We start from the raw sequence: 20,785 nt of genomic DNA, 5'->3' as shown, positions 1-20,785 counted from the left end.
GCCCCGGGCAGGAGAACCTGCCCAGGGCTACCGTCAAACGGTCATGCGTGAAGCGATGTCGCTCAGGCCTCGGCGTCGAAGTCGGGGACGACGACGTCGATGTCCTCCGAGTTGCCCGAACCCCACACCACGTCGGCGTTGATGGTCCAGTTCTCGGTCTCGACGGTGCTGAAGTCCTCGTTGAACGAGTCCGTCAGGTCGACGTTGAGCGAGTTGTCGTTGCCGACGTTGTCGAACGACCAGTCCTGCGACGCGTCGGTGATGTCGATCGTCGTGGTGGACTCGTTGTACGAACCGTCGATGTCGACGATCTCGGTCGAGTTGCCGATGTTGATGTCGCCGCCGGCGTCGATGTTGGTCGAACGGTCCAGCGACTGCGAGATCTCCACGTCGCCGCCGGCAGCCAGCGAGCCCTCACCCGAAGCGGTGACGGACGAGTTCGCGAAGAACTGGTCGACATCGCCCGTGGAGGCCACGTTCTGGTTGACCGACTGGTCGGTGATGGTCGCCGAGCTGTGGATCGCGGCAGCGCCGCCACCGAAGCCGCCGAAGCCCTCGAAGCCGGTGTTGTACTCGCGCACGCCGGCGTTCGTGGACGCGTCGGTCCAGGACTCGTCGGTGTTGTACGAGTCGATCGCCACGTCGATGGCGGTCTCGTTGCCCGAGTCGTTCACCGAGTTGTCCGAGTTGTCGTTGCCCGAGCCGTCGATGTCCCAGTCGGTGTTGCCCGAGTCCACGTTGCCCGAGTCGACGATGGTCGTGTCCTCGGTGGTGGTCTCCTCGTACGACGTGTCGGTGTTGCCGACGTTGTCGAGGTCGACGACCAGGTTGCTCGAGTTGTTGGTGTTCGTGCTGTTGCCGACGTTGAACCAGCCCTCGTTGCCCGAGTCGTCGATGTCGCCGATGTTCCAGACCATGATGTGTGTCTCTCTACTCTTCTATGCGTCTCAGAGGATGGGGAAGGTCGCGTCGACCGAGTTGAAGCTGTCGACGACCTCGGTGTAGTCCACGTCGATGTCGGTCGTGCTCTCGAAGATGTCCGAGGTGTTGAACGAGCCGTCGACGTCGTAGTTCTCCGAGAAGTCGTTGAACGAGTCGGTGACGTCGATGACGGTGGACTCATCGGTGTACGAGAAGTCGACGTCGACCGTGTTGAACGAGTCGGTCACGGTGGTGACGGAAGTCTCGTTGCCGATGTTGATGTCGCCCTCGGCGGTGAGGTTGGTCGACTGGTCGATCGTGGTGGTGGAGGTGAAGTCGCCACCGACGGCGACCGAGTCGGCGCCCGACGCGGTGACCGAGAAGTTGGCGAAGTCCTGCGTGACGGTGCCCTCGGCCGCGATGTTCTGGTTGACCGACTGGTCGACGATCGTCGACTGGCTCCAGATCTCGGTGTGACCGGCGCCACCGGCGGCCGCAGCCGACGAGCCCGAGCCGCCCCAGATGCCGGTGTTGTACTCACGGACGCCCGCGTTGACCGAGTTGTCGGTCGTGGAGTTGTCGGTGTTGTACGAGCCGTCGGCGAAGTCGAAGTCGAGCGAGTTGACCGAGTCGTTGATCGAGTTGTCCGAGTTGTCGTTGCCCGAGTCGGTGATGACGGTGGACTCGTTGTTCGAACCCTCGTTGAACGAGCCGTCGACGTCGGTGGTGGTCTCGTCGGTGACGACGATGTCCGTGGTCTCGTTGAAGGAGTCGCCGACGGTGTAGTCCTCGTTGACCGAGTTGTCCTCGGTGGTCTCGTTGAGCGAGTCCGCGATGACCGTGTTGAGCGAGTTGTTGATGTCGCCAGTAGTAGGCATTTCTTCCATCCAATCCTCGGGCCGCGGCCCGCAAGAGCTGTTCGTACTGTCGAGATTAGGAACCGGCCTCTAATCCGGCATCGGGGGGCTCCCCGGTATCCCGTACGGGGGTGCCCGGGGTTTCGGGGTGGGGGTGGGGGGTGTTGCCCAGGGATACGGGTCCGGCATCCCCGCACCCGGGGTGGGGGGTGGCGCCCGGGGATACGGTCCCGGCATCTCCGCACCGGGGGCGAAAGGGATGCCACGGCCCCGACCCGTGTCATCCCGCCGCCTAGGCTGGATCGGTGGACACCGCCGAGCTCACCGCCCTGCTCACCCCCGAAGGGCTGCGCCTGCTGGACGAGCTGGACCCCGTCCGCTCGACGGACGACGCCGCCCGCGCGGTCTCGCGCCTCCGGGCGGCCGGCCACTCCCCCTCCCTCGTCTCGGCCGTCGTGGGGCAGGCCTCCCTCCGCGTCCGCGCGGCGGCGAAGTTCGGTCCCTTCGCGGACCGCATGCTCTTCACCCGCGCGGGCCTCGAGCAGGCCACGCGTCTGCCCATCGCCGCTCGTCACGCGGGACGGTTCCGCGCAGCGGGGATGGCATCCGTCGCCGACCTGGGATGCGGGATCGGGGGCGACGCGCTCGGCCTGTCCGGGCTGGGCCTGCGCGTGCACGCCGTCGACGCCGACGAGGTCACCGCCGCGATCGCCGCGTACAACCTCGCCCCCTTCGGAGACGCCGTGACCGTCGCGCAGGCGCGCGCCGAGGAGGTCGACCTGGCGGGGACGGATGCCGTGTGGCTCGACCCCGCGCGGCGGACGGCGGGGCACTCCGAGACGCGCCGGGTGTCGGCGGACGAGTGGTCGCCCTCCCTCGACTGGGTCTTCGGCCTGCTCGGGAGCATGCCCGGGGGTGTCAAGCTCGGACCGGGTTTCGACCGCGACCGGATCCCCGCCGACGTCGAGGCGCAGTGGGTGAGCGCGGACGGGTCCACGATCGAGCTGGTGCTGTGGTCGAAGGAGCTCGCGCGCCCGGGCGTGCGCCGGGCGGCGCTCGTCGTCCGCGGTGACGAGGCGTGGGAGCTCACCGCGCCGGACGACTCCCCCGACGTCGAGCAGCGCGAGCGGGGCGCCTACGTCCACGAGCCCGACGGCGCGGTCATCCGGGCCCGGCTGATCGGCGAGGTGGCCCGGTCCCTGGATGCCGGGATGCTGGCGCCCGGGATCGCCTACCTGACCTCGGATGCCGCTGTCACGAGCCCCTTCGTCTCGTCGTTCCGGGTGCGCGAGGAGCTGCCCGCCGACCCGAAGAAGCTCGCCCAGGCCCTCCGGGCGCGCGGCATCGGGACGCTGGAGATCAAGAAGCGCGGTGTCGACGTCGACCCCACGGTGCTGCGCAAGAAGCTGTCACTCAAGGGCGACGAGTCGGCGACCCTCCTTCTGACCCGCGTCGGCTCGCGCCGTCTGGCGCTTCTAGCCGACCGCGTCGCCGCAGCCTCCGCCTGAGCGTCAGAGCGCGGCGGGCGCCTACGCGCGCAGCGCGTCGAGCTGCGGCAGGGTCCACAGCAGCCAGCCGGCGCTGTAGACAATCGCGAGCAGCCCCAGGGCGAGCGCCCACCCCGCGACCAGCCGGCTGTCGTGCCGGCGTCGCAGCGAGACCAGCGCGAGCACGACCGCGACGACGCCCAGCGGCAGCAGCCACCCCACGAACACCGCGGCGACAAGCGCGACGATCGCGGTGCCCAGCGCCCACGGCGCGACGGATCGGCGCTTCGGCGGCGCGGCCGGGAGCCACTCCCCCGCGACGAGGTGCGGCCCGAAGGCGGCCATCTCGAGCTGCGCGGTCGGCAGGCGACCGTCGTCCTCGTCCTCGACGAGGGGGTTCCGGTTCTCCCCGACGCTGCCCCCGGCCGGGCTCGCCGCGGGTCCGGCCCACGCCGGCATCGGGGGGAGGGGCGGGACGGCACCGTCGGCGGCGCGGCGCTCCCGCCGCGACGGCGGTTCCTGCGTGCTCACGGGGCACCGCCGGACGGGTCCGCCGCCCCGGCGCCGGTCGCCACCGCGGCACCCGCACCCCCGCGGGAGTGCACGGGGTCCGGGATGCCGGAGGGGGTGGCATCCATCGCCCTCGACGGGAGGGGGGCGTCGGGGTCCTCCGCGACCTGGATCTCCGTGACGGGGAGGGTCGAGTCCGCCCCGAAGGCCAGCGTCGAGGGACGGCGGCCCGAGGTGATGAGCTCGGCGGCGAGCGCGGCGATCATCGCACCGTTGTCGGTGCACAGGCGCAGCGGCGGGATGCGCACCGCGACCCCGGCCGCCGCGGCGCGCTCCAGGGCGACGTCGCGCAGGCGCTTGTTCGCGACGACGCCGCCGCCGAGGAGCAGACGCGGCACGCCGTGGCGGGCGCAGGCGTCGAGGGCCTTCGTGACGAGGACGTCGACGACGGCCTCCCGGAACGACGCGGCGACGTCGGCCACGGGCACGGGCTGCCCGGCCGCCTCGTGCTGCTCGACCCAGCGGGCGACCGCGGTCTTCAGCCCCGAGAACGAGAAGTCGTAGCGGTGCGACGCCATGTCCGACGCCCGCGACAGGCCCCGCGGGAAGCGGATCGCCGTCGGGTCGCCCGCGGCCGCGGCCCGGTCGATCTCGGGACCGCCGGGGTACGGGAGCTTCAGCAGGCGGGCGACCTTGTCGAACGCCTCGCCGGCCGCGTCGTCCATCGTCTCGCCGAGGAGCTCGACGTCGCTCGTGAGATCGCGCACAAGGAGCAGCGAGGTGTGCCCGCCGCTGACGAGGAGCGCGACCGTGGGGTACTCCAGCTCCCCCGCGTCGGCGTCGAGGATGTCGGCCGCGATGTGCCCCACGAGGTGGTTCACGGCGTAGAGCGGCTTGTCGAGTGCCACGGCGAGGCCCTTCGCGGCGCCCACTCCCACCATGAGCGCCCCGGCGAGGCCGGGACCGCTGGTCACGGCGACGGCGTCGATGTCCGCGAGTCTCACCCCCGCCTCGGCGAGCGCGGCGTCGATGGACGGCTGCAGCGCCTCGAGGTGGGCGCGCGCCGCGACCTCGGGGACCACGCCGCCGTAGCGGGCGTGCTCGTCCATGCTGGAGGCGATCGTGTTGCTGAGCAGCCGCCGGCCGCGGACGATGCCGATGCCGGTCTCGTCGCAGCTGGTCTCGATGCCGAGCACGAGGGGCGCGTCCATCAGCACCATCCCTTTCCGGTGGTGGTCGGTGTCGCAGAGCCCGCCGGGTGCGCGGTGGTCGGTGTCGCGGAGCCCGCCGGGTGCGCGGTGATCGGTGTCGCGGAATCGGACGAACGCGCCGGAGTCGGACCGGCCGGCCCTTCTGCTCCGATTCCGCGGCCTCCGTCCGATTCCGCGAGCGAGCTCCCCGCGAGCGATCCCGCGGCCTCCGCCCGCCTCGCGGCCCAGCCCCGCAGGTCGAGCTGCATGACGAGGGCGTCGACGTCGTCCGGCTGGTAGTAGCGCGGACGCCGGCCGACCTCGGCGAAGCCCTCCGACAGGTACAGCCCCTGCGCGACCGGGTTGTCCGCCCGCACCTCGAGGAAGACGTCGTGGACGCCCCGGCGCACGGCCTCGTCGAGCAGGACGGTGAGGAGCGCGCGCCCGCGCCCCCGTCCCCGCGCGGCCGCGGAGATCGTGATGGTCTGGACGTCGGCATCCCGAGCCCCGCGCACCGCGCGGAGTCCCGCGTAGCCGACGAGGCGTCCGGCCTCCTCGACCACGACGTACCACCCGTGCGGCGACGCGAGCTCCTCGCGCATCATCGCGGGGCTCCAGGCGTCGGTCGGGAACGACGCGTGCTCCAGCGCCATGATGCCGTCGAGGTCGGCGAGGGTCGCGGGGCGGGTCGTCATCAGCTCACCCGCTTCGGCGCGTGCGCGGCGACGACGTCGGGGCTGCGCAGGTAGAGCGGCTCCGGTCCCGCGAGCGTGCGCCCGGCGTCGAGGGCGCGGGCCGCGGCGAGGGCGATCATCGCGGCGGAGACCGCGGCGGCGTCCCGGCGGACGGCCCCGAGCTCGGCGAGGCGATCGTCGAGGGCGTCGCGCGGGGCGAGGGCGGCATCCGTCACCCGCACGGGCAGGCCGTCGTCGTCGATGCCGTCGTAGACCGTGAAGGCGAACTCCTTGCGGCGCGCGTCGGTGACCACGGCGAAGCGGCCAGGGTCGGTGTCGGTGAGCGACCCGTGCAGCAGGAGCTCGAGCGCGACGCCGTCATGGCTCGGGACGGGGACGGCCGGGATGCCGCGCCCGAGGGCGAAGGCGCGCGCGGTGGCGATGCCGACACGCAGTCCGGTGAACGGGCCGGGGCCCATGCCGACGGCCACGTGCGTCGGCGCCGGCCCGGCGCTGCCGGCACGACGGAGCAGGTCGCCGATCACCTCGGCGTGGCCGAGGGGGTTCAGGCTCTGCTCGTCGGCGAGCACCTCGCCGTCGGGCGTGATGGCCGCGACCGCAGTGCCGAGCGAGGTGTCGATGCCGAGGATCACTCGTCCAGGGTATCCGGCCGCCCTTCGCTCCTCCCCGGCGTCCGCCCTCCGCGGACCGCCGGCCGCCGTCCGCCCCGCCGGCCGATCACCGGCGACGGGTCCGCGGGCCGTGGCATCCATCCGGCACCTCCGCTCCGAAGAGAGGACATGGACACCGATGCCGCCCGTCTCGGGCTGCGGCAGATGCTCGTTCCCACGGCGGTGGGGGCCGTCGCCGTGCGCGCGGGCCGCGGATCGGGGAGCCCCGTCTCGACAGTCCTGCTGCACGGTGCGGCCGGCTCGTGGCGGACGTGGACGCCGCTGATCGACGCCTCCGACCGGCTCGGACTGCCCCTGTCGGACATCGTCGCGATCGACCTGCCCGGCTGGGGCGACACCCCCGGACCGGTCCCCGACCCCGCCGACCTCGCCGTCGCCGTCGCTGCGGTCGCGCGCGCGCTCGGGTACCCGCGCTGGCGCGTCGTCGGCCACTCCCTCGGCGGCGTCATCGCCCTCGACGTCGCGGCGCGCTTCCCGCGGGAGACGGTCGCCGTGGGCGTGGTCTCGCCGAGCGGCGCCGGTGTCCGCGCGGTCTCGCGACACCCGGCCCTCGCGGCCGCTCGTCTGCCCGGCTTCGCCGGGATGGTGTGGGCGATGCGCATCCTGCGCCTGCTCGGGCCCGCGGCCCGCCCGCTGCTCCGCCTCCTCCGCCGGACCCGCGTCATCCGCGCCCTCGCCCGGCCGCTGTTCCGCCACCCCTCCGCCGTGGACCCGGCGGTGAGCGACGCGCTGGCGGACGAGATCCGTCCGACGTCGTTCCTCGCCGCCATGAGGTCGTCCCGCGCTCACGACGACGGCCTGTGGCGCCGGGTCGTCTGTCCCGTCCGGTCGGTCCGCGGCGCGCACGACGTGTTCGTCGGTCCTCGCGACACCCGCGCGTGGGATCGCCTGCTTCTCGACCACGACGAGACCGTGCTCGCCGACAGCGGGCACTTCGCCCACGTCGAACAGCCGGTCGAGACCCTGCGGGCGCTCCGCGACGTCTGGGCGGCGCACCGGGCACCGCGCCCGCGTCAGGGACGGCGCGAGATCGTCACGGTGCGCGGCGCGTCGGCGTCCAGGTCGAGCGTGTGGCCGGCGATGTCGCCGCAGGCGTTGTCCACACCCCGCCCGCCGGTCTGACGCGCGATCTCGACCTCCCACCACGTGTCCGCGAGATGGTCGGCGACGCCCCGCCCCCATTCGACGATCACCACGGAACGCTCCACGTCGATGTCGAGGTCGTCGAGCTCGACGGCCGCGCCGAGACGGTAGGCGTCCACGTGCACGAGCGGCGCCCCTCCGACGAGGGAGGGGTGCGTGCGCGCGATGACGAACGTCGGGCTCTGGATGGGACCCCGGATGCCGAGACCCTCGCCGATTCCGCGGGTCAGGGTCGTCTTGCCGGCGCCGAGCGGACCTGTGAGCACCACGACGTCGCCCGGCTCCAAGTGCGCGGCGAGCGTGCGCCCGAGCTGCTCCATGTCGTCCGGGCCGTCGATCTCGCGCTCGCCCAGCAGGTCGTTCGGAACGCTCATGAGTCCGCCTCCGTCCGCATCACCCGCGGGCCGATCCGCGTGACGATCTCGTAGTCGATGGTGCCGGCGGCATCCGCCCAGTCCCGTGCCGACGGCACGCCGAGGGTGGGGTCGCCGAAGAGCACGACCTCGTCGCCGACCGCCACCGGGTGGTCGCCGACGTCCACGACGAACTGGTCCATCGCGATGCGCCCGGCGACGGTGAAGCGCCGCCCGCCGATGACGACCGGCCCGCGGCCGGACGCGTGCCGCGGCACCCCGTCCGCGTACCCGAGCGGGACGAGGGCGAGCGTCGTCTCCCGCTCCGTGCGGTAGTCGTAGCCGTACGACACGCCGGTTCCGGCGGGGACGCGGCGGACGGCCGCGACCGCGCCGCGGAGCGTCATCGCCGGCCGGAGGCCGAGGTCGGCGGGCGTGCGGTCGTCGAAGGGCGAGACGCCGTAGATGCCGATGCCGGTGCGGACGCAGCCGCGCCGCATCTCGGGATGGGCGATGGCGGCCTGCGTCGCGGCGATGTGCTGCAGCGGCGGGCGGACGCCGAGCTCCGCGGCGACGGCGAGACCCTCGTCGAACGTCGCGAGGGCGGCGAAGTCGTCCGCGGGGCTCGTGTTCGACAGGTGCGAGAAGATGCCGACGACCCGCAGACGTCCGATCCGCTCTAGCCGCGCGGCCTCCGCGAAGACCGTCCGCCAGTCCGCCGGGGCGACGCCGTTGCGCGACAGCCCGGTCTCGATCTTGATGTGCACCGCGGCGGGGCGGTCGCCGGTCGAGGCGGCGCCGGCGCGCGTGAGCTGGTCGATGTCCGAGACGCCGATCTCGACGTCGTGCCGCACCGCCTCGTCGAAGGACGCCCCGGGCGCGTGCAGCCACGCGAACAGCGGGGCGGTGATGCCGGCGCGCCGGAGCGCGATCGCCTCCGCGATGTCGGCCACGCCGATGCGGGCCGCTCCCCCGCGCAGAGCCGCGACGGCCGCGCGGTGGGCGCCGTGGCCGTACCCGTCGGCCTTGACGACGGCGATGAGCTCGCAGCCGGTGAGGCGACGGAGGTGGCGGACGTTGTCGGCGATCGCGTCCGTGTCGATGACGGCCTCGCGCATCACGCCGGGGGCCAGGGTCATGCGTCGTCCTTCTCTCGCGGGCGCGTCGCCGCGGGCGGCGGAGCCGTCGCGGCGTCGGGCGCTGCTGCGTCGGCCGTCGCGGCGTCCGTCGCTTCCGCGATCACGTACGCCGTCGCGAGCCCGGCATCGTGCGACATCGACAGGTGCAGCGCGCGGATCCCGCGGCCGGTCACGGTCGCGGCGGTCTCGCCGCTCAGCGCGAACGTCGGACGTCCGGACGGCTCGGAGGTGACCTCGATGTCGGTCCAGTGCACGCCGTCGGATCCGCCGAGGGCCTTGATGAGCGCTTCCTTCGCCGCGTACCGGGCGGCCAGCGACCGGGGCTTCAGCAGCCGTTCCGACGGGGAGAACAGCCGCGGCAGCAGGCGGGGCGTCCGCGCGATGTGCTGCTCGAAGCGCGGGACGTCGACGACGTCGACGCCGATTCCGACGATCATGGGCGCTCCCTCCGCGGCATCCCTCCATTCTGCCGGTCCGGGGTGCCCGCCCGGTCACGCCCGCCCCCTCGCCGAATTCCTGAGTTCCGGCGCCCTCCGGCGAGCGCTGCGGCCGCCTCCCCGCGGACGGCCTCCCGCCACCCCCTCGCCGAACTCCTGAGTTCCGGCGCCTCCTCGCACGTCCGCCCCGTGCCCGCCGGGCGTCCGGCCCCCCGAGCCCGCAGAAGTCAGGAGTTGCGCGACCCACCCCGGCGCACCCCCCGCCCCGCACCCGCCGACGCGCTCCCCGGTTCTCCGGAGTCAAGCGAGAGCAACCCGGACACGAAAAAGGGGCCGGATGCCATGGCATCCGGCCCCGAAGAAGGCGGCGTTACTCCACCGTCACCGACTTGGCCAGGTTGCGCGGCTGGTCGACGTCCAGGCCCTTGGCCTCGGCCAGGCCCATGGCGAAGATGTGCAGCGGGACGACGGCGAGCAGCGGCTCGAAGAGCGGTGCGGCGAGCGGGATGCGCAGCACCTCATCCGCGGCGGGGAGCACGGCGGCGTCGCCCTCTTCGGCGATGGCGATGACGCGGGCGCCGCGCGCGCGGATCTCCTCGATGTTCGAGACGACCTTCTTGTGCATCTCGCCGGAGCCGCGGGGGCTGGGGACGACGACGAACACCGGCTGGCCGGGCTCGATCAGCGCGATCGGTCCGTGCTTGAGCTCACCGGCGGCGAAGCCCTCCGCGTGGATGTACGCCAGCTCCTTGAGCTTCAGCGCGCCCTCGAGCGCGACGGGGTAGCCCACGTGACGACCGAGGAACAGCACCGAACGGGTGTCGGCCATCCAGTAGGCGAGCTGCGAGATGCGCTCCTGCTCGTTCTCGAGCACCTGCGCGATCTTGCCGGGCACGGCCTCGAGCTCGTCCACCGCGTCCGCGGCGGTGGAGACGTCGATGGCGCCGCGCACGCGGCCCACGTGCAGGGCCAGCAGGTACAGCGCCGTGATCTGCGCGACGAAGGCCTTCGTCGACGCGACCGCGACCTCGGGTCCGGCGTGCGTGTAGACGATCGCGTCGGACTCGCGCGGGATCGTGGCGCCCTGGGTGTTGCAGATCGACAGCGTCTTGGCTCCCCGCGAACGGGCGTACTTGACGGCCATCAGGGTGTCCATGGTCTCGCCGGACTGGCTGATCGAGACGACGAGCGTGCGCTCGGACAGCACCGGGTCGCGGTACCGGAACTCGTGGGCCAGCTCGACGTCGACGGGGACGCGGGTCCACGTCTCGAGCGCGTACTTGCCGACCATGCCGGCATAGGCGGCGGTGCCGCAGGCGATGACGAGGATGCGGTCGATGTCGGCGAGGAACTCGTCCATGCCGTCGAGCTCGGGGATCTCGACCCGGCCCTCGTGGATGCGGCCGCGCAGGGTGTTGGCGACGGCCTCGGGCTCCTCCGAGACCTCCTTGGCCATGAACGACGACCAGCCGCCCTTCTCGGCGGCCGATGCGTCCCAGGTGACCTCGAACGGCTCGACCTCGACGGGCGCGCCGTCGAAGTCGGTGACCTCGACGCCCGACGGGGTGATGGCGACGATCTCGTCCTGGCCGATCGCGAGGGCGTTGCGGGTGTGCTCGACGAACGCGGCGACGTCGGAGCCGAGGAAGTTCTCGCCCTCGCCCAGGCCGATCACGAGCGGGGAGTTGCGGCGGGCGCCGACGACGAGGCCGGGGTGGTCCTTGTGCATCGCGAGGAGCGTGTACGCGCCCTCCAGACGCGACACCACCGCGCGGAACGCCGCGACGAGGTCGCCCCGACGGGCGTACTCCCGGCCGATCATGAGCGCCGCCACCTCGGTGTCGGTCTCGCTGCGGAAGGCGACGCCCTCGCCCACGAGCTCGCTCTTCAGCTCGGCGAAGTTCTCGATGATGCCGTTGTGGATGACGGCGAGCTTGTCGTCGTCGGCGAGGTGCGGGTGGGCGTTCGCGTCGGTCGGACCGCCGTGGGTGGCCCAGCGGGTGTGACCGATGCCGGTCGTCCCGTCGCCGAGCGGCGTCGACTCCAGGTCGTCGCGCAGCACTTTGAGCTTGCCCGCGCGCTTGCGCATCCCCAGGTCGCCCTCGCCGTCGATCACGGCGATGCCCGCCGAGTCGTAGCCGCGGTACTCCAGGCGCGCCAGACCCGACAGAAGGATGTCCTGGCTCTGCCGGGGGCCCACGTAACCGATGATTCCGCACATGAGCAGTGAGTCTACGTGGCGGGGCTGAGCAACCCCCGACGCACCCGGTCGACACGGCCGGCCAGCCGCCGCCAGGACCCGTCGCGCACGAGCAGCAGGTCGAGCGCGATCATCGCCAGCGAGAACGGCCACAGTCCGAGCAGGATCGCGATGCCGAGGTGCATGCCCGTGATGAGCAGCACGGCGACGTACCGCGTCGGCTTCCACAGGATCAGGACGGGGAACAGCATCTGCACCCACAACGCCGCCCACGTCGCCAGCGCGACGACGGGCGCCGACTGCCAGGCGAGCTCGCTGAGCGCGGGGATCACGTGGAACTGGTCGATGCTGAGGGCGTAGTAGATCGCCGTCCCGTTCAGCCACTCCTCGCCCTGGAACTTCAGCACGCTCGACACGAAGTACACGAGCAGGATCTGGAACACGCAGAGGATCAGCACCGTGTTGTGCAGCCACGCCCCGAACCACGGCGGCACGCGTCGCGGCATCCGGAACCGTCCTTTGCGCGCGGAGGCCAGGGACGGGATGCCGCCCCCTCGGCGCCGCAGCCACGCGTCGATCGAGAAGTGGCGGCTGAGGTCCGCGAAGACGACGAACAGCAGGACGATGCGCATGAGCGTGTCGCCGCCGTTGCCGAGCAGCGTGGTGTTGGTCGAGAGCCCGACCCAGAACACCAGCAGGACCGGCGTGACGAACCGCGTCTGGAATCCCACGAGGAACAGCACCGCGAGCGCGAGCAGCACGTGGAACGACACGTCGAAGACGATCGCGTTGTCTTTCGGGAACAGCAGGCGCAACGGTTCCCACCAGCCGCGACGGCTCGCTTCGGGCTCGACCCACCACGCCCCGGCGCCCCACAGGTAGTGGCGGTCGGCGTAGCTGGGCACGAGCACGATGAGCATCGCGATCGCGAAGAGGATCCGCAGGATCGAGAACCCGATGGTCGAGTGCTTCCGCTCGGTGAGCCACCCCTGCAGTCCCTGCCACAGCGCCGCGGGACGCAGGCGGTCGCTCAGGCGCGGGCGGTCCGGGCTGCGGACCTCGTCGATGGATGCCGTTGCGCTCATCGTCCCGTGTACCTCTCGATGACCTCGTCGTAGATGGCGCGGACCTCGTCGCTCGGCCCGACCGCCGGCTGCCGCCATCCGAACGTCGTGTACGACAGATCGGTCTGCCGCTCCTCGTCGAAGCGGTGCAGGAAGTCGTTGGGCCGGTCGTGCTGGATGCGCCACCGGACGCGTTCGATGTCCCGGTCGAAGTACGCGGTGCCGAACGCCGAGGCGAAGCGCACGAGCATGTAGTCGTAGCGCAGGTACTTCACGAGCGCGTCCCGGCTGCCGCCCAGCCCGTCGAGCTCGGTCAGGAGCGCCTCGGGGTCCATCGGTGCGAACGCACCGTCGCCGACGCCGCGGATGAACGTGTCGCGCACGCGGTCCCGCTGCTCCTCGCCGAGCGCCTGATAGCGCATCAAGAACGCCTGGGCGGCGTTGAAGCTGTTCTTCGAGATGCGGGAGGGGGTCGGGATGCCACGGGCCGAGGTGAACTCGGTGTCGGTGACGTCGATCCATTCGCTGCGCTGCAGCTCGCCGTCCTCCCGCCACTGCACCTGGATCTGCAGGTTGCGGTTGACCTTCATGATGTTCGGGGCGAACACGTTCCACCGCTGCGAGAAGTACGGGGAGAAGGCCGCTGACACGGCGGGTCGCGTCGGGCTGGTGGGGATGGTGAAGGAGACGGCCACGAAGGCGTAGCCGAGAACGATGGCAAGGGTCACGGCGGCGGCGACCGCCGCCGTGACCCCGCCCGACCGCCCGGCGGAGGGACGCCCCTCCGACACCCCCGCTTCGGGGGCGCCCTCCGCCGTGGTGGTCATCTTCAGCGCTGCTCTCCGGCGGGAGTGCTCCGTCGACGCATGGTCCACAGAGCCGCTCCTGCCAGGATCAGGGCTGCCGCGATGCCGCCGGTGAGGGGACCGTTCAGGTCTGCACCGGTGGCCGGGAGTCGACCGCCGCCGCCCGTCGCCGCCGGGACCTGCTTGGCGATGACGGTGAAGGCGGTGTTCTCCCGATCGGTCGGGATCTCTCCCGAGACCGAACCGCGGACTTCGACACGGTGAGCACCGAGCTCGAAGTCGGCGCCGACCACGAAGGTCATGCGCGCCGAGCCCGAGGCGTCAGCGGTCACCGGAGTGAGCTCGAACGGGGTGGAGAGGACCGTCGCCGAGATGGTCTCGCCGGGCTGGAAGCCCGTGAGGATCACGGTCTGGGTCACTCCGGTCCCCCGGACGATCTGCGTGAACTGGACATCGGCCCGCGGCTGCGAGGACACGTCCCCATCGGTCGCGTCGGCGTCCGTCGCGTCGGCGTCGACCGCGTCAGCGGCGTCTGCGTCGGCGGCGTCGATCGCGTCGACTGCATCGGCGTCGGCCACATCGGCGGCGTCCGTCGCGTCGGCGTCGATCGCGTCGGCGTCGGCCACGTCAGCGGCGTCGACCGCGTCAGCGGCGTCGGCATCAGCGGCGTCGGCGTCAGCGGCGTCGGCGTCGGCGTCCGCGACGTCAGCGTCGATCGCGTCGGCGTCCGTCGCATCGGCGTCGGTCACGTCCGCATCGAGGGCGTCGATGTCGAGCTGGTCCAGCGCGTCGGCGATGTCGAGCTGGTCGAGCGCGTCCGCGATGTCGAGCTGGTCCAGGGCGTCCGCGATGTCCAGCTGGTCCAGCGCGTCGGCGATGTCCAGCTGGTCCAGGGCGTCCGCGATGTCCAGCTGGTCCAGCGCGTCCGCGATGTCCAGCTGGTCCAGCGCGTCCGCGATGTCGAGCTGGTCCAGCGCGTCAGCGATGTCCAGCTGGTCCAGGGCGTCCGCGATGTCCAGCGCGTCGGCGTCGGCGTCGGCGTCAGCGGCATCGGCGTCAGCGGCATCCGCATCGGCCACGTCCGCGTCCACCGCGTCCGCGTCGATGTCGAGCACGTCGGCGTCGGCATCCAGGATGTCGATGTCCAGCGCGTCGGCGTCGATCACGTCGAGGTCGAGACCGTCGGCGTCGGCGTCGATGTCCAGCACGTCAGCATCCGCGTCGAGGACGTCCGCGTCGGCGTCGATGTCCAGGGCGTCCAGGACGTCCGTCACATCGATGTCCAGCACGTCCAGCGCATCCGCGTCAGCGGCATCCGCATCGGCCACGTCCACGTCCACCGCGTCCGCGTCGATGTCGAGCACGTCGGCGTCGGCATCCAGGATGTCGATGTCCAGCGCGTCGGCGTCGATCACGTCGAGGTCGAGACCGTCCGCGTCGGCGTCGATGTCCAGCACGTCAGCATCCGCGTCGAGGACGTCCGCGTCGGCGTCGATGTCCAGGGCGTCCAGGACGTCCGTCACATCGATGTCCAGCACGTCCAGCGCATCCGCGTCAGCGGCATCCGCATCGGCCACATCGGCGTCCACCGCGTCCGCGTCGATGTCGAGCACGTCGGCGTCAGCGTCGAGAACGTCGATGTCGAGAGCGTCGGCATCCACGAGGTCCACGTCCAGACCGTCGGCGTCCGCGTCGATGTCCAGCACGTCAGCGTCGGCGTCGAGCACGTCCGCGTCGGCGTCGATGTCCAGCGCGTCCAGGACGTCCGTCACATCGATGTCGAGCACGTCCAGCGCGTCGGCGTCAGCGGCATCCGCGTCGGCCACATCGGCGTCCACCGCGTCCGCGTCGATGTCGAGCACGTCAGCGTCGGCATCGAGAACGTCGATGTCGAGAGCGTCGGCATCCACGAGGTCCACGTCCAGACCGTCGGCGTCCGCGTCGATGTCCAGCACGTCAGCGTCGGCGTCGAGCACGTCCGCGTCGGCGTCGATGTCCAGCGCGTCGAGCACGTCCGTCACATCGATGTCGAGCACGTCCAGCGCGTCGGCGTCAGCGGCATCCGCATCCGCATCCACGACGTCGAGCGCGTCGGCGTCGATGTCGAGCACGTCAGCGGCCTCAGCCGAGACCGAGAACGAGACCTCGTCGGTCGTACCGTCGATGTCCTGCGTCGCCGTCGCCGTGAACTCGCCGACGGGGACCTCGGCGAAGGTCACCGACCACGCGCCGAGTTCGTCGACGGTCGTGGTCTGCGTACCGAGACCCGGCACGTCGACCTCGATCTCGGCACCGGCCTGGCCGGTTCCCGAGACGGTCACCGACTGGGTGGCATCCGGCTCCCCGACGACGAAGTCGGCGCCGTCCGCCGGAGCGACGATCGCGACCGGGTCGGCCAGCACGACCGAGAAGTCGACGCTCGCCTCGGAGCCGTCCACGTCCTGCGTCGCGGTGGCGGTGTAGTCGCCGATCGGCAGGTCGACGAAGTCGACGCTCCACGTGCCGTCCTCGGCCACGACGTCCGTCTCGGTGTCGCCGTTGTCGAGCACCACCGTGACGGTCGCGCCCGGCGAGCCCTCGCCGGAGACGGTCACCGTGGTGACGTCGTCGGCCTGGCCGACTGCGATCTCCGTGCCGTCGGCCGGCACCTCGATGACGACGTCCGGCGTCTCGGCGACCGAGAAGTCGACCTCCGCCGTCGAGCCGTCGAACTCCTGCGTCGCGGTGGCGGTGTAGTCGCCGATGGGCAGGTCGGTGAACGTCGCCGTCCACGTGCCGCCCTCACCGACGGTCACCGTCTGCGTCTGACCGTCGACGACGACCTCGACGTCGGAGCCCGGGAAGCCCGAGCCCTCGACCGTCACGTCGGTCGTGTCGTCGACCCCCGGGACCACGAAGATCTGGTCCGGGGTCGGCGCGGTGATGGTCACGTCGGGGGCCTCGACGACCGCGAAGTCGACCGTGGCCGTCGTCCCGTCGACGTTCTGCGTCGCGGTGGCGGTGTACTCGCCGACCGGGAGATCGGGGAACGTGACCGTCCACTCTCCGTCGACGACCGTCGCCACCTGGGGCTCCTCGCCCTCGATGGTGACGGTGATCTGCGCGCCCTCCTCACCGGAACCGGTGATGGTCACGTCGCTCACGTCCTCGGCATCCGGAACGAAGAACTCCGCGCCGTCCTCCGGCGTCGCGATCGTCACGTCGGCGTTGTCGTCGAGGACGTTCGGACCCACGGTGGCGTTGGCCAGCTCGATGGTCGTCGCGATCGAGCCGGGCAGGATCGTGACGATCGCTCCGGTGATCGAGAAGACCCCGTCGTCCGTGGTCGTCTGGTTGTTGACCGTGACGGTGACGAGCGCGGGCACCACCTGACCGAGCGCGGGCGAGAGGATCGTGGTCACCGAGGTGACGACCGTGTCGACGGCGCCCGCGACGTTCGCCACGACCGCCTCGATCGGCGCCACGATGGCCGCCGCCACGGGGCCGATGCCGCCGGGGATCGTCAGGCCGCCGAGCACGACGATGCCCGAGGTGTTCCCGTCGAGGAGAGCACCGACCGTGGTGTTCACGCTCAGGACCGGGATCTGCGGCGTGACGAGGATCGGCGGGATCACGACGCCGCCGGTGATGGTGATGCCGCGGACAGCCGCCAGCACCGCCTCGTTGATCTCGTCGACGAGACCGTCGACGAGCCCGACCACGGACGCCTGGATCTCGGCGACGGTGTCGGGACCGAGGATGTTCGTGCCCGGAGCGAGACCGTTCAGCGGCTGGATCTCGTCGAGGTCGACGATGATCTCGCCGGAGCTCAGGTCGATGATCACGCCGGGGTACGCGTCCGACGTGAGCTGACCGGTGAGCAGCCCGCTGATCGCGCCGGTGAGGCTCGTCGTTCCGACCGTCAGGTTGGACTGCACGCCCAGGCTCGACAGGGCGCCGAGGACTCCGGAGTTGACGAGCGCGTCGACGTTGTCGAGCGAGCCCTGCAGTCCGCCGACGGCGGCGTTGAGGTCCGCGGTCAGGTCGCTGAGCGTCGCGCTGTCGATCACGAGCTGTCCGCCGGCGATCGTGTACTCGCCGACGGCGGCGTTCGGAGCCTCTTGCGACGCGCGAGCCGACACGGCGTCGAGCGTCAGGTCGACGTCGAGGATCTCGTCGGTCACCGCGGTCCCGAGACCGAGCGCGTCGACCGCACCGCCGAGGCTGATGCTCAGCGGGCCGGTGGCCGGGGCGCCGGTGCCGATGACACCGCCCGAGCCGACAGCGCCCGACGCGCCGACCGACGATCCGTCGGGGTCGGCCTGGGCGTACTGGCCGACGACACCGAGGCTGCCGAGGTCGACGGGAATCTGGATGCCACCGGTCGCCGTGACGTTGACCGTGCCGAGCGCCGTCAGGTCGAGCGTGTTGTAGTCGGTGACCGTGGGCTGCGTGCCGTCGTTGGTCGCGGCCGCGCCGTCGATCTCGGCGACGGCGCCGAGGTCCACGAGGCTGAGGATGGAACCGCCGAGGAACGTCCCCGTGGCGGCGGACTGGTCACCGGGAGCGGCGTGGGCGGCGCTGATGCCGCCGAGCAGACCGAGAGAGGCGGCCCCCACCGCCGCGGCGGCCTTGACCGCCGTCCTGCCGACGCGGGTGGAGGACCAGATCCCACCCCGCCTTTCCTTGACGGCCCGACCGGGCGAATCCCCGGTCGTCCCCCACCTAGCGCGATTCATATGTCGAACTCCCCATTTGTGGTGCGTGGGACGCCGCGATCGAGCGCCCTCCACGGCTTCCGACAGCCGTACCGGCCACGCTAAAGCGGCTGTGAGGAGCCTGAGAGTGCGCGGGCTGCGGGTAGTAGTACCGGTTCGACACGGCCGGTATACCGGGGCGTGTCGCTAGGTGAGCGCTATCAACGCGGGGTTTCATGCGCCTGAATAAGCGCGTCGCCGCAGCCCGCCGCGCACAGCCCGCACATAAGTAGTACTTAGGCAACGCGCAGTAATGCCCCGTTGTCCCCCGCTCCCGCGCGCATCCGCCGCGGGTCCCTCCGGCCAGTAAACGCTTCGCGCCGGTGGAAACGCCGTCGCACGGCGTTTCCACCGCGCGAGGGCGTTTACTGTCCCTCCGACCCGCCGCAGCGCCGACCCGCGGCAACGCCGACCGGCGGGCGTCAGAGCTTGCGGAGCAGGACCGTCTCGACCGTGTGGTCGGCGCCCTTCTGCAGCACGAGCTTCGCGCGGTGCCGCGTGGGCAGCACGTTCTCGCGCAGGTTGGGCAGGTTGATGTCGCGCCAGAATCCGAGCGCCCGCTCCACGGCCTCGTCGTCGCTGATGTCGGCGAAGACGCGGAAGAACGACGACGGGTTCGTGAAGGCGTTGTCCCGCAGCGCGAGGAACCGATCGACGTACCAGCGCTCGATGTGCGCGGCGTCCGCGTCGACGTAGATGGAGAAGTCGAACAGATCGCTCACCGCGACCTCGTTCGGCGACGGCGGCGGCTGCAGCACGTTCAGGCCCTCGACGATGACGACGTCGGGGCGGTGCACGGTGACGTGCGCGTCCGGCATGATGTCGTACCGCACGTGCGAGTAGAACGGTGCCCGCGCCTCCTCGGCCCCGGACTTGACGTGGCTGAGGAACTCCACGAGCGCCCGGCGGTCGTACGACTCCGGGAAGCCCTTGCGGTCCATCAGCCCGCGGCGCTCGAGCTCGGCGTTGGGGTAGAGGAAGCCGTCCGTCGTGACCAGCTCGACCCGCGGGGTGTCCGGCCACCGGCTCATGAGCTCGCGCAGCAGGCGCGCGATGGTGGACTTGCCCACCGCGACGGATCCGGCGACGCCGATGACGAAGGGCGTCGTGGCATCCGGCTCGCCCAGGAACTCGCTGGTGTCCGCGCCCAGCCGTCGCGTCGCGCGGGCGTACAGGCTGAGCAGGCGGCTCAGCGGCAGATACACCTCCGACACCTCTCGCAGGTCGAGGCGGTCGCCGATGCCCCGCAGCTGCACGACCTCGGTCTCGGTGAGCGGCTGCTCGATGCCCCCGGCCATCCGCGCCCACTCGGCGCGGTCGATCTGCCGGTAGGGACTGAGCGACGGCGCGACGGTCTCGGACACCCGCCAATCGTACCGGCGCGCTCCGCCCCGCTCGCGGAGCGCCCCGTGTCGGTTTCCGGACCATGGATGCCACCCCGTGGCATCCATCTCGCCTTCACCTCTGCGGAGTCGGACGAAGAACCCGGAACCGGATGCCACGGGCTTCGTCCGCGTCCGCCACGCTCGTCCGATTCCGCGCAGTCCCGCCCGCTACGCTCGGAGCGTGCGTCTCGGGGTTCTCGACATCGGCTCGAACACGGTCCATCTGCTCGTCGCCAACGCCCGGGCGGGCGGTCGACCGACGGCGACGACGTCGCACCGGTCGGTGCTGCGCCTCATGCGCTATCTCGAGCCCGACGGCTCGATCTCGGCCGAGGGGGTTCGTGGCCTCATCGACGCGGTCACCGCGGCGTGCGAGCGCGCGAAGGCGGAAGGCGTCGACGAGTTGCTGGCGACGGCGACGTCCGCGGTGCGCGAGGCGACCAACGGCGAGGCCGTCATCGCGCAGATCGAAGACGTGCTGGGGCAGCCACTGCAGGTGCTCGGCGGCGAGACGGAGGCGCGGTTCACGTTCCTGGCGGTGCGCCGGTGGTTCGGCTGGTCCGCCGGGCAGATCCTGCTGTTCGACATCGGCGGCGGCTCGCTCGAGATCGCCGGCGGTGCGGACGAGCTGCCCGACCTGGCCGAGTCGGTGCCGCTCGGCGCGGGGCGCTCGACGGTCCGGTTCCTCCCCCACGACCCGCCGACCGTGGGCGAGATCGACGCGCTGCGGCAGCATGCGGCCGCGGTCCTGGCGCCGGTGGCGCAGCGCTTCGCCGCGCTCCCCCGCCCCGATCACGTCGTCGGCTCGTCGAAGGCGATCCGCTCGTTGGCGAAGCTCGCCGGGTATCCCGTGCCCGGCTGGTCCGGCATCGACCGGATGGTGCTCCCCCGAAAGCAGCTGAAGGACTGGATCCCGCGCCTGGCGCAGATCCCCGCCGACGCCCGCGAGGCGCTGCCGGGCATCACGGCGGACCGCACCTTCCAGATCGTCGCCGCGGCCGTCGTGGTCGAGCGCGCGATGAAGGCGATGGACGTCGACGAGCTCGAGGTGTCGCCGTGGGCGCTCCGCGAGGGCGTTCTGCTGCGGTACATCGAGGAGCTCGACGGCGCCTGACCCGCACCCTGCGAGGCGCTCCCCCGCAGCCGTGACTTGCCGCACATGTACGCGCCACGCCCCGCGCGGCGTACATG

At 71.7% G+C, this 20,785-nt stretch carries 17 protein-coding genes; 3 read left to right on the top strand and 14 right to left on the bottom strand.

The genetic code is table 11. From position 1 onward, the window contains the following. Positions 1-62: 62 nt before the first annotated feature. Positions 63-917, bottom strand: coding sequence for a hypothetical protein (locus tag MRBLMI1_RS07460; RefSeq protein ID WP_367729047.1), 855 nt, complete (start codon positions 915-917; stop codon positions 63-65). Between the two features lie 30 nt (positions 918-947). Further along, positions 948-1,799 (bottom strand): hypothetical protein, encoded by an 852-nt coding sequence (locus MRBLMI1_RS07455; RefSeq protein ID WP_367729045.1) that lies wholly within the window; start codon positions 1,797-1,799, stop codon positions 948-950. Between the two features lie 284 nt (positions 1,800-2,083). On the opposite strand from MRBLMI1_RS07455, the gene MRBLMI1_RS07450 reads away from it, so the two are divergent. Next, the gene (locus tag MRBLMI1_RS07450) at positions 2,084-3,286 is read left to right on the top strand and encodes a THUMP-like domain-containing protein (protein WP_367729043.1); all 1,203 of its coding nucleotides are present in this window, start codon (positions 2,084-2,086) and stop codon (positions 3,284-3,286) included. A gap of 21 nt (positions 3,287-3,307) precedes the next feature. On the opposite strand, the gene MRBLMI1_RS07445 is transcribed toward MRBLMI1_RS07450, so the two are convergent. From MRBLMI1_RS07445 to tsaB, 4 genes are read right to left on the bottom strand one after another with little or no spacing between them, the layout of a single operon-like run. Further along, positions 3,308-3,796 carry a hypothetical protein gene (locus MRBLMI1_RS07445; RefSeq protein WP_367729041.1) on the bottom strand — a complete coding sequence of 163 codons (489 nt, stop codon included), beginning with the start codon at positions 3,794-3,796 and terminating at the stop codon, positions 3,308-3,310. Beyond that, positions 3,793-4,986 (bottom strand): tRNA (adenosine(37)-N6)-threonylcarbamoyltransferase complex transferase subunit TsaD, encoded by a 1,194-nt coding sequence (gene tsaD, locus MRBLMI1_RS07440; RefSeq protein ID WP_367729040.1) that lies wholly within the window; start codon positions 4,984-4,986, stop codon positions 3,793-3,795. Before tsaD ends, MRBLMI1_RS07445 begins: the two co-directional genes overlap by 4 nt. Continuing rightward, positions 4,986-5,660, bottom strand: coding sequence for a ribosomal protein S18-alanine N-acetyltransferase (gene rimI / locus MRBLMI1_RS07435; RefSeq protein ID WP_367729038.1), 675 nt, complete (start codon positions 5,658-5,660; stop codon positions 4,986-4,988). Before rimI ends, tsaD begins: the two co-directional genes overlap by 1 nt. Beyond that, complete coding sequence (gene tsaB, locus MRBLMI1_RS07430; RefSeq protein WP_367729037.1) at positions 5,660-6,292, bottom strand: tRNA (adenosine(37)-N6)-threonylcarbamoyltransferase complex dimerization subunit type 1 TsaB; 633 nt, start codon at positions 6,290-6,292, stop codon at positions 5,660-5,662. Before tsaB ends, rimI begins: the two co-directional genes overlap by 1 nt. Positions 6,293-6,439: 147 nt before the next feature. On the opposite strand from tsaB, the gene MRBLMI1_RS07425 reads away from it, so the two are divergent. Further along, complete coding sequence (locus MRBLMI1_RS07425; RefSeq protein ID WP_367729035.1) at positions 6,440-7,453, top strand: alpha/beta fold hydrolase; 1,014 nt, start codon at positions 6,440-6,442, stop codon at positions 7,451-7,453. On the opposite strand, the gene tsaE is transcribed toward MRBLMI1_RS07425, so the two are convergent. From tsaE to coaA, 8 genes are all read right to left on the bottom strand, one after another. Beyond that, positions 7,345-7,848, bottom strand: coding sequence for a tRNA (adenosine(37)-N6)-threonylcarbamoyltransferase complex ATPase subunit type 1 TsaE (gene tsaE, locus MRBLMI1_RS07420; RefSeq protein WP_367729033.1), 504 nt, complete (start codon positions 7,846-7,848; stop codon positions 7,345-7,347). The two genes, MRBLMI1_RS07425 and tsaE, sit on opposite strands and share 109 nt — an antisense overlap. Further along, positions 7,845-8,966: an alanine racemase gene (gene alr, locus MRBLMI1_RS07415; protein ID WP_367729031.1), complete on the bottom strand. Its 1,122-nt coding sequence runs from the start codon at positions 8,964-8,966 to the stop codon at positions 7,845-7,847. The genes tsaE and alr overlap by 4 nt, the downstream gene beginning before the upstream one ends. Then, the gene (locus MRBLMI1_RS07410) at positions 8,963-9,403 is read right to left on the bottom strand and encodes a holo-ACP synthase (RefSeq protein ID WP_367729029.1); all 441 of its coding nucleotides are present in this window, start codon (positions 9,401-9,403) and stop codon (positions 8,963-8,965) included. Before MRBLMI1_RS07410 ends, alr begins: the two co-directional genes overlap by 4 nt. A 370-nt stretch (positions 9,404-9,773) precedes the next feature. Continuing rightward, positions 9,774-11,624 carry a glutamine--fructose-6-phosphate transaminase (isomerizing) gene (glmS, locus tag MRBLMI1_RS07405; protein WP_367729012.1) on the bottom strand — a complete coding sequence of 617 codons (1,851 nt, stop codon included), beginning with the start codon at positions 11,622-11,624 and terminating at the stop codon, positions 9,774-9,776. Positions 11,625-11,635: 11 nt separating this feature from the next. Further along, on the bottom strand, positions 11,636-12,688 hold the full coding sequence (locus MRBLMI1_RS07400) for an HTTM domain-containing protein (protein WP_367729011.1): 1,053 nt from the start codon (positions 12,686-12,688) through the stop codon (positions 11,636-11,638). Next, positions 12,685-13,494, bottom strand: a complete 810-nt coding sequence (locus MRBLMI1_RS07395; protein WP_367729009.1) for a DUF5819 family protein — start codon at positions 13,492-13,494, stop codon at positions 12,685-12,687. The genes MRBLMI1_RS07400 and MRBLMI1_RS07395 overlap by 4 nt, the downstream gene beginning before the upstream one ends. Positions 13,495-13,496: 2 nt before the next feature. Next, a complete protein-coding gene (locus MRBLMI1_RS07390; protein WP_367729003.1) occupies positions 13,497-18,071 on the bottom strand; it encodes a choice-of-anchor G family protein in 4,575 nt (1,524 codons plus the stop codon). 560 nt (positions 18,072-18,631) lie between these two features. Then, positions 18,632-19,573, bottom strand: coding sequence for a type I pantothenate kinase (gene coaA / locus MRBLMI1_RS07385; protein WP_367729002.1), 942 nt, complete (start codon positions 19,571-19,573; stop codon positions 18,632-18,634). A 202-nt stretch (positions 19,574-19,775) separates the two neighbouring features. On the opposite strand from coaA, the gene MRBLMI1_RS07380 reads away from it, so the two are divergent. Next, on the top strand, positions 19,776-20,708 hold the full coding sequence (locus MRBLMI1_RS07380) for a Ppx/GppA phosphatase family protein (protein ID WP_367729000.1): 933 nt from the start codon (positions 19,776-19,778) through the stop codon (positions 20,706-20,708). Positions 20,709-20,785: the final 77 nt, after the last annotated feature.

The organism is Microbacterium sp. LMI1-1-1.1, assembly GCF_040815675.1.
Taxonomy (GTDB): Bacteria; Actinomycetota; Actinomycetes; order Actinomycetales; family Microbacteriaceae; genus Microbacterium.
The sequence above is the reverse complement of the archived record's forward strand: the minus strand, read 5'-3'. Positions and strand labels throughout refer to the sequence as shown.

Bases quoted from the DNA above. Each gene is read 5' to 3' on its own strand.
- MRBLMI1_RS07460 (WP_367729047.1), bottom strand. From the start codon at position 917: ATGGTCTGGAACATCGGCGACATCGACGACTCGGGCAACGAGGGCTGG.
- rimI (WP_367729038.1), bottom strand. From the start codon at position 5,660: ATGACGACCCGCCCCGCGACCCTCGCCGACCTCGACGGCATCATGGCG.
- alr (WP_367729031.1), bottom strand. From the start codon at position 8,966: ATGACCCTGGCCCCCGGCGTGATGCGCGAGGCCGTCATCGACACGGAC.
- tsaD (WP_367729040.1), bottom strand. From the start codon at position 4,986: ATGGACGCGCCCCTCGTGCTCGGCATCGAGACCAGCTGCGACGAGACC.
- MRBLMI1_RS07410 (WP_367729029.1), bottom strand. From the start codon at position 9,403: ATGATCGTCGGAATCGGCGTCGACGTCGTCGACGTCCCGCGCTTCGAG.
- MRBLMI1_RS07455 (WP_367729045.1), bottom strand. From the start codon at position 1,799: ATGCCTACTACTGGCGACATCAACAACTCGCTCAACACGGTCATCGCG.
- MRBLMI1_RS07425 (WP_367729035.1), top strand. From the start codon at position 6,440: ATGGACACCGATGCCGCCCGTCTCGGGCTGCGGCAGATGCTCGTTCCC.
- tsaE (WP_367729033.1), bottom strand. From the start codon at position 7,848: ATGAGCGTTCCGAACGACCTGCTGGGCGAGCGCGAGATCGACGGCCCG.
- MRBLMI1_RS07400 (WP_367729011.1), bottom strand. From the start codon at position 12,688: ATGAGCGCAACGGCATCCATCGACGAGGTCCGCAGCCCGGACCGCCCG.
- MRBLMI1_RS07395 (WP_367729009.1), bottom strand. From the start codon at position 13,494: ATGACCACCACGGCGGAGGGCGCCCCCGAAGCGGGGGTGTCGGAGGGG.
- glmS (WP_367729012.1), bottom strand. From the start codon at position 11,624: ATGTGCGGAATCATCGGTTACGTGGGCCCCCGGCAGAGCCAGGACATC.